Raw genomic sequence first — 12,641 nt, forward strand, 5'->3', positions numbered from 1 at the left:
TCGGGGTCATGGCTACCGCGCGACCTGACACGACCTTCTGGATTCTGACGGCGCTCGCGAACGGACCGCAGCACGGCTACGGCATCCTCCGGAGCGCGTTCGAGGCATCCGGCGGCGCGGCGTCCCTCAAGACCGCGACCCTCTATGCGACGCTCGATCGCCTGACCGCGAGCGGCGCTGTCGAGGAGTCGGGCGAACAGATCGTGGATGGGCGCGCGCGCCGCTACTTTCGCCTGACATCCCAGGGCGTTGCGCTGCTCGAGAGCGAAACCGCCGAGCTCGAGCAGCGGGTCGCCGCCGCCCGCCGGGCGCTGGGCACCGCAGCGGGCGGCGGTGCGAGACCGCGCCCCGCTCATCCGCGGAGCGCGCTGGCATGAGTCTCGACCGAGACCGCTTCGAGCGCCTCGTCCGCTGGTACCCGCGCTGGTGGCGCGACGCGAATGCCGCGGTATTCGTGGGCACAGCTATGGATGCCGCCGAAGCGGGCGGGCTGAGCGCGCCATCGCGCGGTGAACGAATGGCAGCAGCGCTGGCGGGCCTGGGCACCCGCCTCGACGCCACCACCGCGCGCGTGGCCGGCGTTGCCGCGCTGGCCGTGTCAGCTCTCGTTGCGGCAGCTGGCCAGCTCGGGCTCACCTACGCTGCCCCCTGGCTGTTCACGACGATTCTCGTGACTCAGGTCGGGCTGGTCCCGGCTCTGTGGTGGACGGTAGCCCTCGCCAGTGCCCGGCATCGTCTTCATCTCGATCCGATCCGCACGCTGGTCGCGCTCGGCATTTCCATGATCGCGACAACGGGCGCCGCGCTCGCCTTCACGGCCTGGAGCGTCGGGTTCGATGAGGCGGACGCCGGCGACCCTCGCTCCCTCTTCTCGGCCCTGTTCCCCGCCTTCATCGCACTCGGATCGACAGCAGCCGCATGTGCAGTGGTCGTGGCGGTCAGCGACCGGCTCGCGCGTCGCCGCGGGATGCGGGTCCTGATCGTCGGGACGAGCATCATCGGGGCCGCGCTGTCGCTTCCCCTCGCGGCCGTCATGCTCATGTCACCGATCACGACATTCCTCGTCTCTGCCGCGGCGGTCGTGATCGTCGCCCTCGTCTGGCCCGGGCACCGGGAGCGCAGCAGTGCGACAGCCTCTGCTGTCGACTCGCATGCGGGCCGGGTCGGACGGCGACGCGCTGCGCGTGCGCTTGCCGTTGCCGCCATCATTACGTCGCTGCTGTCGATCACCTTCGCGGTGACAGGGTCTCTGTACACGAGCCTCGACGGCACCGAAGCGATGCTCGTCGGCATGCGCGCGTCAGCCGGATGCGGCATCCTGGTGATCCTCGCGCTCGCCCTCCGCGCGCCGCGGCGGACCGCGACGCAGCAAAGAGCAGTGTGGGGGGCCACAACGCTGGGTGCGCTCACGCTTGTGCTCGTCGTGACCGGATGGGGAACCATGCTCCCGTCTGGCAACCCTCGCCCGATAGGCGCCGTCGTCTGGCTTCTTCCGGCTGCCGCGATCGTCTGGCTCGTGTGGGCCGCCTCGTGGCGAAACCGATCCCTCGCCCTGGCGGTCAGCCTCATCGTCGCGGTGGCGTTGCCGATCATGGGGCAGATCCTTGCGGCTGTTCTCGGCATCCTGACGCCGATCGTCGCGATCGTGTTGGTATGCCTGCGAGTGAGCGCACCGGTGCCGCAGCACATGCAGGTCGAGCTGGCTTGAACCTCATGGAACTGTATCGACACATTGCGACAATATTGATACAAAAGAGACATGTCTTTCGAGTTCGGCATGGTCTGGTTCACCGCCGCGATCTTGTGCGCGCTCGCCCTGGTGCCGATCATCTACCTGATCAGAAGCCGACGGCACGACCTGAGCGCGCAACAAGCCGCGCGATACGAGCGAGTCGTGAAGCTACCGTTCGGAACCGGCGAGAACTACCTGCGTCAGCCCTGGCGGCGTGTTCTGGCCCCCATAGCCCTCGGAACTGCGTCTGTGGGCGTGGCCGCTGTCCTCGCGTGGCGTTTGGTGCAGCCCAGCCGCATCGCGACCGAAACCGTGCTGTGGTGCGCCGGGCTTCTTGTCTTCGCGATCATCGTTTTCGTCGTGATGCGCGTGATGGAGCGGATCGTGCTATCCCAGCCGCAGGTCGCCAGCGATGACCTCCAGCTGGCGTGGGACGACCTGTTCCGCGCGGACGCGCTGTGGTCCCTGCGCAGCGCCGCAACAATGGCCGCAGCACTACCGCTGGGAATCGCTGCGGGAACGCTCACCCTGACCCCGATTGCCGCCACACCCCCGGAGTTGTCGACGCTGATGAGCCCATGGACTCCGGTGTTGATCGCCGCAGCGCAGGTGACGTACTCGCTGCGGCTCGGGAAGATGGCCGCGTCACGATATCCGGCCGCGTTGCGCCCGCAAAGTCGGCGATTCGCGAGCACGTCGGTCGAGCTTGCCCGGGGAGAAGGCGCATGATCGTCATCGACCCCGCCTCGCCCACACCTCCGTTCGAGCAGCTGCGCGCGCAGTACGTTGCGGCGATAGCGAGCGGTGAGCTGCCGCCAGGCTCTCGGCTGCCGACAGTGCGCCGACTCGCCGGCGACCTTGGACTTGCGCCGGGCACGGTGGCTCGGGCCTACCGGGAGCTCGAGACCACGGGCCTCATTGAAACGCGCGGCCGTTACGGCACGTTCGTGTCCGTCGACGAGAACGCCGCGCTCGGCCAGATTCAGCGAGCTGCCGCAGCCTTCGCCGAGCAGGTCCGTGGCCTGCGCGTCGACACCGATCAGGCCATCGCGGCCGTGATCGCAGCGCTGAAGACCACCGAACCGACGAACTCCCCGCCTGAGGTGGCAACCGTGCGCGCCGACGGTTAGGCGAGGGCCTCGTCGATCATCGCGATGAGATTCTCGGTGCCGGTGCGGATGCCGATCTCCGCGGCTTTCTCGGCCATACCCGCCCGCTCGTCGGCATCCGTCAGCAGGGGCAGGATGCGGTCCCGGACCGTCCCCGGGGTGAAATCCGCATCGGGGATCAGGATCGCAGCGCCATGCGCCACTGCGGAGGCAGCGTTCAGCGCCTGCTCCCCGTTGCCCACGGCATAGGGCACGTAGACGGCGGGGATTCCGAGCGCGCTGATCTCGCTCACCGTGGCAGCCCCCGACCTCGAGACGATGAAGTCGCACGCCGCGAAAGCGAGGTCCATGCGGTCGACGTAGCGACGGAGGGCGTATCCCGGCTCCCCCGGGTCCTCGAGATCGGAGCGATCACCGGTGACGTGGAGCAGCTGCCACCCGGCATCCAGCACGTCGCGCCACGAGCCTGCGATCGCGGTGTTCAGCCGCAGCGCTCCCAGCGACCCGCCGAAGACCAACAGGGTCGGCGCTTCCGGACTCAGGTCGAAGTGAGCAGCAGCCTCGGCGCGACGCGCCGCACGATCGAGGTCCTCGATCTCGCGGCGCAGGGGCATCCCGACCAACCGGGCCCGGGGAAGCGGCGTGCCCTCGAAAGCGACACCGACACCAGCGGCTCGGCGGGCACCGAGGCGGTTGGCAAGTCCCGGCCGGGCGTTGGCCTCGTGGACGACGAACGGAATGCCGGCGCGCCGGGCTGCAACGTACGCGGGGGCCGACGCGTAGCCACCGAACCCGACGACGACATCCACCTCGTGTGTCGCAATGTGTGCCCGCACCTGGGCCACCGCGCGGCGGAACCGGCTCGGAAACGCTGCGGCAGCACGATCGGGTCGCCGTGGAAACGGCACCTTGTCGACGACAAGAAGCTCGTAGCCCCGCTGCGGTACCAGCCGCGACTCCAGCCCCTCCGCGGTCCCGAGGACGCGCACATCGGCACCCGTGCCCCGAGCGCGCAGCCCATCAGCAACGGCCAACAGGGGGTTCACATGCCCGGCGGTCCCGCCGCCGGCCAGCAAGTAGGTCGTCACCGTCCGACCCTATCTCGCCCCGCCGAATAGCTGCGGGCGGCGACCTCAGCGGCGAGCGGCCGACCGGGGCGCCGGCCTCGCGGTCACCGGAATCGTCCGGGCGAACGCCAGCAGAACCCCGGTCGCAACGAGCACCGACACCAGCGACGTGCCACCCTGAGACATGAACGGTAAGGGGACACCGAGCGGCGGGAACAGCCGCAGCACGACGCCGATGTTGATGAGCGCCTGACCGACGATCCATACGGTGATCGCGCCGGCAACGATCCGCACGAAGGTGTCGTCGGTCTTGCGGATGATGTGGAAAGCGCCGATCGCGTAGATCGCGAACAGCCCGAGCACGACGATCGCGCCGATGAGGCCGAGCTCTTCACCGACGATGGCGAAGATGTAGTCGCTGGATGCCGCGGGCAGCCACTCGTACTTCTCTTTCGAGTTCCCAAGTCCGAGGCCGAAAATGCCGCCGCCGGCCAGTCCCCAGATACCGTGCAGCGGCTGGTAGCAGGTGCTGAGGTAATCGGCGGTGCAGTCGGTGTTGAAGACGCTGAGGATGCGCTCCATGCGGTTCGGGCTCGTGACCGCCAGCGCCGCGACTGCCACGATCGCCAGCAACAGCGGGATGACGAACACCCGCAGCTTCACACCGGAGAAGAAAAGGGCGCCGAGGGCGAGCAGGAACAGCACCATCGCCGTTCCGAGATCGTGCCCGGCCAGAACCGTCGCGATCACGGCGGCGGCCACCGGCACCACCGGGATGAAGACGTGCCGCCAGTCGCCGAGCAGCGTGCGCTTTCGGTAGAGGATGAAGCCGAGCCAGAGGGCCAGCGCGAGTTTCAGAAACTCCGAGGGCTGAGCCTGAATGCCAGCGATGAGGATCCAGTTTCGGTTTCCGCCATCCTCGACGCCGAGGGGCGTGAACACGAGGAGCTGGAAGGCGGTGGTGACGATCAGCGCGGGCCACGCGATCCGCTTCCAGAAGCTCACTGGCAGTCGGCTCGCGATGAACATGAGCGGCAGGCCGATCGCGGCGAACACCGCCTGCTTGATGACCGCATCGTACGGAGCCTGACCCGCCGCGGTCGCCGTTGCGCTGGTGGCCGAGAGCACCATCACGAGACCGAAGATCGTCAGCAGGACTGCCGTGGATGAGATGAGCAGAAACTCACCGGCAACCGGGCGGAACAGCGATCCGAGAGAGACGCGGGCAGCAAGCCCGCGCTTGGGCGTCGGCTCGTCAGGCTCCTGCGGGAGCGGACGGATCGGCGTCGGTGTCGCCATGTTCGCCCCTTCCCACTCGCTGCCTGACCGCCGCAGCGAACTTCTCACCGCGATCCGCGTAGGAGGCGAACTGGTCGAAGGATGCCGCGGCCGGTGCGAGGAGGACGACATCCCCCTCGGCCACGAGTCCGATCGCCAGGTCTACGACCTGCGCCATGACGTCCCCAGTCTCATCGGCAATGACCTCGTGCAGCGGAACGTCGGGCGCGTGTCGCTCGAACGCCGCCCGAACGGCATCGCGCTGGTCACCGATCACGATCGCTGCCTTTGCCAGACGCCCCCGCGTCGAGACGAGCGTGGTGATGTCGACGCCCTTGAGCAGTCCCCCCACGATCCAGATCGATCCGGGGTAGGCGGCAAGCGAGGATGCCGCAGCGTGCGGGTTGGTCGCCTTCGAGTCATCCACCCACGTGACACCGGCGACTGTCGCAACGATCTCCATCCGGTGGGGGTCCAGCCGGAACTCGCGCAGTGCAGTGGCTATGGCCTCGGGCGGTACGTCGAGCGAACGGGCCAGCGCACTGGCAGCAAGGATGTTGGCAACGACGTGTGGGGCCGCGAGGCCGAGCTCTCGAAGCTCGTCGATCGTCGTGAGTTCGAGAGCGCTGGTGCGCCGCTCGACAAGGAACGCGCGGTCCACGACGATGCCGTCGACCACGCCGAGGTCGCTCGGACCGGGAACGCCGAGGTCGAACCCGATCGCTCGCGCTCCCTCGATGACATCGGCTTCTTCGACCATCTCGCGCGTCGCGAGGTCGGCCTTGTTGTAGACGCAGGCGACGCGGGTGTGGTTGTACACCTGCGCCTTCGCGTCGCGATACGCCTCGAAGGATCCATGCCATTCGAGGTGGTCGTCGGCGAGGTTCAGACAGACCGCAGCGTGCGGCGAAACCGGTTCCGGCGAGGACTGCAGGCTGAGGTACCAGAGCTGGTGGCTGGACAGTTCCACGACGAGGACGTCGAAGCCCGACGGATCACGGACGGCATCCAGGATCGGCGTGCCGATGTTTCCGCACGGGACTGCCCGCAGACCCCCTGCCACCATCATCGTGGCGGCAAGGCCCGTGGTTGTCGTCTTTCCGTTGGTGCCGGTGATCAGCACCCAGTCGGCGGGAGCGCCGCCGGGGCGGACTACCTTGTCGCGCACGCGCCACGCGAGCTCGATGTCTCCCCACAGCGGGATGCCGCTTTCGAGCGTCCAGCGCACGAGCGGGTGCGTCGGGCTGAAGCCGGGCGAGGCGATCACGACCTCGGGAGCGAAGTCCACGAGCTCGGCGGGCGGCGTGCTGAGCGACCCCATCGATGACCGCACCCCGATGACGGGTAGCAGGCGCTCATAGGCCGGGTCGGCGGATTCGGCGAGAACGAGAACCTCCGCGCCGAGTTCTGCCAGCGTGTCGGCCACCGAGAAGCCGGTCACCGAGAGGCCGAAGACGGCAACCCGCAGGCCGCGCCAGTCGGCGTGCCAGCTGGTCAGTCCATCCAGCCGGGAGGATTCACCGGTCATGTGCGCGCGAGCCATTCAACGTAGAAGAAGCCGACGCCGGTGACTGCCAGTCCCGCGGCGATGATCCACATCCTGATGACGATGTTGGTCTCCGACCACCCGCGCATCTCGAGATGGTGGTGGAAGGGGCTCATGAGGAACAGACGTTTGCCGCGGGTGAGCTTGAAATAGATCCGCTGCAGGATGACCGAACCCGATCCGATGATGAACGCCCCGGCGGTGAGGACCGTGAGGATCTCGGTGTGAGAGAGGATCGAGACCGCGGCGATCACGCCACCGATCGCCATCGACCCGACGTCCCCCATGAACACCTGAGCCTTCGGCGCATTCCACCATAGGAACCCGACCAGAGAGGCAGCGAAGGTCGCCGCGATGATCGTCAGGTCGAGCGGGTCCCTCGTCTGGTAGCAGGCCTGCTGGTAGGCGGCCACGAGGTCTGCGCCGTCGCAGCGCTGCTGGAACTGCCAGAACGTCGTCAGGCTCATCGCTCCGATCGTGAACACACCCACACCGGTGGCCAGGCCGTCGAGGCCGTCGGTGACGTTCGTGCTGTTGGACCAGGCGACGCCGATGAAACTGATCCAGGCGATGTAGAGCAGGATGCCGATCGCAACCGGCAACGCCAGGAAGTTCAGCACCGAGATGTCGCGGAAGACCGAAACGTAGGCCGTCGCGGGGGTCTGGCCCTGGGCATCCGGGAACTGAAGTGCGACGAGCGCCCACGGCACGATGACGATCACCTGACCGACGATCTTGCGCCAACCCGACAGACCGAGGCTTCGCTGGCTGCGCAGCTTCATGTAGTCGTCGATGAAGCCGACGAGCGCGAAGCCCACCATCATCCAGAGCACGAGGAAACCCGAGATCGTGGGCGGGTTGCCGCCGGCGTAGGTTCCGATCAGGTACGCGATCGTCGTCCCCCCGACGAAGATGACGCCACCCATCGTGGGTGTACCGCGCTTGAGTTCGTGCTGAGGGTTGTTTCCCGCGTCGGGGGTACGGATGACCTGGCCCCATCCCCACCGGCGGAACAAGCGCAGGAAGACGGGTGTGAGAAAGAGCGAGAACGACAGGGCGATCGCCGACGCCATCAGGAGGGATCTCACGAGAAGGATTCTCCCAGACGGTCGCCGAGGTGCCGGAGGCCCGCGGAGTTGGACGATTTCACGAGCACCCGATCACCCTCACGCAGCTCGGACATCAGGTAGTCGTACGCTTCGTCAGCTGTCTCGAAGAAGACTGCCTCGCCATCCCACGACCCCTCGCTGATCGCCGAGAGGTAAAGCCGGCGCGCAGCAGAGCCGATGACGACGATCCGTTGGATGCGCAGCCGCACCGCGAGAAGACCGACGCGGTCGTGCTCCTCCCCCGCGTACTCGCCGAGTTCGCTCATCGCGCCGAGAACGGCGACAGTGCGCTGATCGGGCGCAGTGATCTGCGCGAGAGTGCGAAGCGCTGCGGCCATGGAGTCCGGACTCGCGTTGTAAGCATCGTTGATGATGCGCACGCGCTCCGAGCCCATCGGCTGCATCCGCCACCGCTCTGCCAACTCCATCGCCTGGAGCCGCTCGATGCAGGCTTCGGGACGGATGCCGAGACTTGTCGCCGCAGCAATCGCGGCCAGCGCATTCATGACGTGGTGCTCGCCGAGCACGCGCAGAACGACCGGAAACTCGTCGCCGTCGATGACGGCACGGAATCGCGTTCCCTCGGGCGTGACCTCCACGTCCTCGGCCCGCACATCCGCTGCCGAGCCTCGCCCGAACCAACGGACTGTCGCGCCGCGTTCGGTGGCGATACCGGCCATCGCTGCCACGCGCGGGTCATCCGCGTTCAGCACTGCCACGCCCCCGGGCCGGACGGCGTGGATCAGCTGCGACTTCTCGACGAAGGTCGACTCGATGCCGCCGAACCCGCCGGCGTGCGCCATCCCGACCATGAGGACGACCCCGATGTCGGGGTGGACGAGACCGGCAAGACGCGCGATCTCTCCCGGTGCACTGGCGCCGAACTCGCTGACGAGATAGCGGGTTCGTTCGGTGATCCGGAGCATCGTCAGCGGCGCACCGACTTCGTTGTTGAAGGATGCCTGCGGCGCTACGGTCTCATCCTCGGCCTCGAGGATGCGCGCCATCATGTTCTTCGTCGTCGTCTTGCCGTTCGAGCCGGTGATCCCGACGATCCGAAGGGCACCGCGTGCCCGCACCTCGCCCACAACGAAGCGGGCGAGGTCTGCCAGGGCATGCACAGCCCCCGGCACCACGATCTGGGTGATGGCGGCATCCAGCGGTCGCTCGACGATGGCGAGCACCGCACCCCGCTCGATCGCGGCGGCAACGAAGTCGTGGCCGTCAGCGTGCTCGCCCGGTTTGGCGACGAAGATGTCGCCGGGGCCGATCAGTCGAGAGTCGGTGTCGACGGTGCCCGAAACCACCGTGTCAGCGGAGTCGGCGCCGCGGAGGACGAGGGTTCCGCCGAGGACATCGGCGATTCGGGACAGAGTCAGACTGATCATGCGCAGGAGGCGTGCCGTCGAGATCAGCCGAATGTCGGGAGATCGGGTGAGGCGGAGTTCGAAGGCATGATTCGGTAGGTCTTGAGCACCTGGGTCATCGCCTCGCGGAACGCCGGAGCGTTGGCACTAGACGACTTTATCGTGGTCGGCTCATCGAGTGTCACCACGACGACGTACTGGGGATCGTCGGCGGGGGCGAAGCCCGCGATCGTCGTGAAGTACGAACCGACCTTGTACGTCCCCGCGCCCGGATCGACCTTCTCAGCGGTTCCGGTCTTGAGCGCGATCCGGTATCCGGCGATGCCGACCTTCTCAGAGACCGACCCCTTCGTGGCGACGTTCTCGAGCATGTCGGTCACCTGGCGGGCGGCCTCGGGACTGATCACCTGCGTGGGCTCGCCGTTCTCGGGGGTGGTCACGGTGCCATCAGCAGCAGTGCACGACTCCACCAGCCGAAGCGGCAGCTTCAGGCCGCCGTTTGCGATCGCCTGGTAGGCGTTCGCCAGCTCCGGAACCGTGGTCGTCAAACCCTGGCCGTAGGAGGTGTTGTACTTCGTCTGGTTGTCCCACTGGCCGGGGTCGCGAACGAGGCCGTTCGCTTCTCCAAGGAAGTCGACGTCAGTGCCCTGCCCGATCCCGAATCTCGTGAGGTAGTCGTAGCGAGCCTGGTCGCTCATCATCCCGGCGAACGTGGAGATACCGACGTTCGACGAGTTCACGAGCACACCGTTGAGCGTGTAGTCGTAGTCCGGGTGGGGAAGATCGTCACGAACGCTCGCACCGTTGTCGAAGGTCTGGCGGAAGGGCACGCGGACCACCGAGAAGGGGTTCGCGGTACCTGAGTCGACGAGCATCGCTGCCGAGAGCGCCTTGAACGTCGAGCCCGGCTCGAAGGTGTTGCGGAAGATCCGGCTTGCGCGATCGGACTCGTCAACGACTGTCGGAGCGTTGGGGTCGACGGTCGGGTACTCGGCTGCCGCACGGATCGCACCGGTCTTGACCTCGACGACGAAGATCGAGCCGTTCAGCGCCCCGGTGTTCTGCGTCTGCTCGGCGATCAGTTGCTGCAGATACCACTGCAGGTCACGGTTGATCGTCAGTTGCAGCGTCCCCCCGTCGATGGCGGGTATCTCGGTCATCGTCCCGGGGATGATGACGCCGTCACCGCCGCGCTGATACCGAATCTCGCCGTCGGTCGAGGCGAGGCATCCGTTCTGGGAGGACTCCAGCCCAGCGAGCGCCGTGCCATCGGACCCCACAAAGCCGACGAGGTTACCGCCGACCGCGCCGTCGGGGTACGTGCGCGCCGGGTGCGGGAACATCGCGAGGTACGGGATCTTCATATCCGCGAGTTCCCGGTACTGCGCCGTCGTGAGGCCCCGCGTGAGCATCGCGTATCGACTGTCGGGGTTCTCCGCGAGGGCGGCAGCGACGATCGCCTGAATCTCTTCGGCGCTCTGACCCGTGACGGCGCCGATCTCAGCTGAGATCGTCTCCCACGGAACCTTGACGTCCTCGCCGTCGATCTCACGGTCGATCGGGCCGACGAGTTTCGGATCGAGCTGCGCGTCGTAGAGCACGATGCTGCCGGCAAGGGTCGCGCCGTTCTCGTCGACGATCGCACCGCGGGTTCCGTATGTCTCCTGCGAGCTCGACAGCCCCAGTTCCAGGGACTGCTCGATGTGCTCCTTGGCATTGACGACCTGGATGTCGACAAGACGGATGACGAAAGCACCGATGACTGCCAGAACAACGAACATGGCGACGACGGTGCGGCGCCGTGGGCTTCGTGTGCTGCGTCCGGTCATCGTGTCGTGGGGGTCGGCAGGCCGTCGGTGAGCGCGGGCGGGATAACCGATTGACCGGTCTCGTCCGTGACCTCGACGGGAGTTCCTTCGATGGTCGCGGCGGGGTCGGTGACCAGTGGCGTCTGGGTGATGAGGGCGTTTGCCACTGCTCCCCTTCCGACGGCGTCGATCGATGACTGCCACCCTGCGGCCTGCGAGGCTCCCACCAGCGCTCCGTCCGAGAGACGGAGGAAGGTAGGCGCTTCGCTGATGACCATACCGAGGGCCGACGCGTTTGCCGCGAGGTACTGCGGCGAGCTGAGACCTGCAACCTCGTCGTAGAGGATCTGCCGGTCCCAGGTGAGCTGTCGCTGCTGCGAGGTGAGGGCCGAGATCGCGTACGTGTCTTGCGTCGTGAGGATCGACACCACCATCTGGGCCGCGACGATCGCCGCGGCTCCGAGGACCGCGACGATCCCGTAGGCGAGGCGCGGACGGCGCCGCGCTGCGGTCTGCTCCACCGGACGCAGCCGCGGGGCTTGTGTCTCGACCGGGCGAGCACTCGGGGCGAACTCATCAAGGGCTGCCAGCAGATCCGCGCTCATGCGGCATCCTTCACTCGTTCGGCCGCGCGCAGCCGCACGGGCGTGGCACGGGGATTGCGTAGCTTCTCGTCGTCGGAGGCCATTTCGGCGCCCTTGACGATGAGACGGAACTGCGGGGCGTGCTCGGGGAGTTCCACGGGTAGGCCCGCGGGGGCTGTCGAGCGGACCGCCTGGGCGAGGACGCGCTTGACGAGGCGGTCCTCGAGGGACTGATAAGACATGACGACGAGGCGGCCACCGACTGTCAACGCGTCAAGCGCGGCGGGAAGTGCCGTCTCGAGGGCCGCAAGCTCCGCATTCACCTCGATGCGCAGGGCTTGAAACACCCGCTTGGCGGGATGACCGGCGTTCTTGAGGGCAGCGGGAGTCGCGGCCTGCAGGATGTCGACGAGCTGAGCAGACCGCTCGATGGGCTGTTCGGTTCGCGCCTGGATGATGGCTCGGGCATACCGTCCGGCGAGCTTCTCTTCGCCGTATCGCTCGAAGATCCGGCGCAGGTCTCCCTCGCCGTACGTCGCGAGGACGGTCGCGGCTGTCACTCCCCCGGACTGGTCCATCCGCATGTCCAGCGGCGCATCCTGGGCGTAGGCGAAACCGCGGTCCGCGACATCCAGCTGCAGCGACGAGACACCGAGATCGAACAGGATGCCGTCCACGCGCGTGAATCCGGAGCGTTCGATCGCCCCGGCGATGCCGTCGTAGACGGTGTGCACCGGGATCAGGCGGTCACCGAACCGGGCGAGACGCTCGGAGGCGATGCGCAGGGCGTCGGTGTCGCGGTCGAGCCCGATCACCGTCAGCGCGGGAAACCGCTCCAGCAGCGCCTCGGTGTGCCCGCCCATTCCGAGCGTCGCATCCACCACGACGGGGTTCTCGCCGCCGAGCGCGGGAGTCAGCAACTCGATGCAGCGCTCGAGGAGGACGGGGGTATGGATGTCGCGCAGGTCCATGATGTCGGGCCGGACCACTGGGCTCTGATCCCCACCCGCTGAAGACCTGGCGCCGGGGAAGTGCGTCAGG

Annotated in this window: 12 protein-coding genes; 4 read left to right on the top strand and 8 right to left on the bottom strand. The window is 67.3% G+C overall.

What is annotated here, in order from left to right; genetic code table 11:
* The first annotated feature begins 8 nt into the window (after positions 1–8).
* The 4 genes from B4F19_RS08560 to B4F19_RS08575 are packed head-to-tail and all read left to right on the top strand — an operon-like array spanning position 9 to position 2,862.
* Complete coding sequence (locus tag B4F19_RS08560) at positions 9–377, top strand: PadR family transcriptional regulator (protein ID WP_292734154.1); 369 nt, start codon at positions 9–11, stop codon at positions 375–377.
* Positions 374–1,708: a hypothetical protein gene (locus B4F19_RS08565; RefSeq protein WP_292734157.1), complete on the top strand. Its 1,335-nt coding sequence runs from the start codon at positions 374–376 to the stop codon at positions 1,706–1,708. The genes B4F19_RS08560 and B4F19_RS08565 overlap by 4 nt, the downstream gene beginning before the upstream one ends.
* A 51-nt stretch (positions 1,709–1,759) precedes the next feature.
* Positions 1,760–2,461, top strand: a complete 702-nt coding sequence (locus B4F19_RS08570; protein ID WP_292734160.1) for a hypothetical protein — start codon at positions 1,760–1,762, stop codon at positions 2,459–2,461.
* Positions 2,458–2,862: a GntR family transcriptional regulator gene (locus B4F19_RS08575; protein ID WP_292727488.1), complete on the top strand. Its 405-nt coding sequence runs from the start codon at positions 2,458–2,460 to the stop codon at positions 2,860–2,862. The genes B4F19_RS08570 and B4F19_RS08575 overlap by 4 nt, the downstream gene beginning before the upstream one ends.
* Here the strand turns inward: B4F19_RS08575 and B4F19_RS08580 are convergent.
* Genes B4F19_RS08580 through rsmH form a run of 8 tightly spaced genes read right to left on the bottom strand, consistent with a single transcriptional unit; the run spans position 2,859 to position 12,571 of the window.
* Complete coding sequence (locus B4F19_RS08580; protein ID WP_228178588.1) at positions 2,859–3,929, bottom strand: UDP-N-acetylglucosamine--N-acetylmuramyl-(pentapeptide) pyrophosphoryl-undecaprenol N-acetylglucosamine transferase; 1,071 nt, start codon at positions 3,927–3,929, stop codon at positions 2,859–2,861. The genes B4F19_RS08575 and B4F19_RS08580 overlap by 4 nt on opposite strands.
* Before the next feature lie 45 nt (positions 3,930–3,974).
* Positions 3,975–5,207, bottom strand: coding sequence for a putative lipid II flippase FtsW (ftsW, locus tag B4F19_RS08585; RefSeq protein WP_228178587.1), 1,233 nt, complete (start codon positions 5,205–5,207; stop codon positions 3,975–3,977).
* On the bottom strand, positions 5,164–6,714 hold the full coding sequence (gene murD, locus B4F19_RS08590) for a UDP-N-acetylmuramoyl-L-alanine--D-glutamate ligase (RefSeq protein ID WP_228178586.1): 1,551 nt from the start codon (positions 6,712–6,714) through the stop codon (positions 5,164–5,166). Before murD ends, ftsW begins: the two co-directional genes overlap by 44 nt.
* Entirely contained in the window at positions 6,711–7,820 is a 1,110-nt protein-coding gene (gene mraY / locus B4F19_RS08595; protein WP_228178585.1) for a phospho-N-acetylmuramoyl-pentapeptide-transferase, read from the bottom strand. The genes murD and mraY overlap by 4 nt, the downstream gene beginning before the upstream one ends.
* Entirely contained in the window at positions 7,817–9,229 is a 1,413-nt protein-coding gene (locus tag B4F19_RS08600) for a UDP-N-acetylmuramoyl-tripeptide--D-alanyl-D-alanine ligase (RefSeq protein WP_228178584.1), read from the bottom strand. Before B4F19_RS08600 ends, mraY begins: the two co-directional genes overlap by 4 nt.
* Positions 9,230–9,252: 23 nt before the next feature.
* The gene (locus B4F19_RS08605; RefSeq protein WP_228178583.1) at positions 9,253–10,989 is read right to left on the bottom strand and encodes a peptidoglycan D,D-transpeptidase FtsI family protein; all 1,737 of its coding nucleotides are present in this window, start codon (positions 10,987–10,989) and stop codon (positions 9,253–9,255) included.
* A gap of 44 nt (positions 10,990–11,033) precedes the next feature.
* On the bottom strand, positions 11,034–11,621 hold the full coding sequence (locus B4F19_RS08610) for a hypothetical protein (protein WP_228178582.1): 588 nt from the start codon (positions 11,619–11,621) through the stop codon (positions 11,034–11,036).
* A complete protein-coding gene (gene rsmH / locus B4F19_RS08615) occupies positions 11,618–12,571 on the bottom strand; it encodes a 16S rRNA (cytosine(1402)-N(4))-methyltransferase RsmH (protein WP_292734189.1) in 954 nt (317 codons plus the stop codon). The genes B4F19_RS08610 and rsmH overlap by 4 nt, the downstream gene beginning before the upstream one ends.
* Between the last annotated feature and the right edge of the window lie 70 nt (positions 12,572–12,641).

The sequence above is a fragment of the Microbacterium sp. UBA1097 genome (assembly GCF_002313585.1).
In the GTDB taxonomy this organism is placed as follows: domain Bacteria; phylum Actinomycetota; class Actinomycetes; order Actinomycetales; family Microbacteriaceae; genus Microbacterium.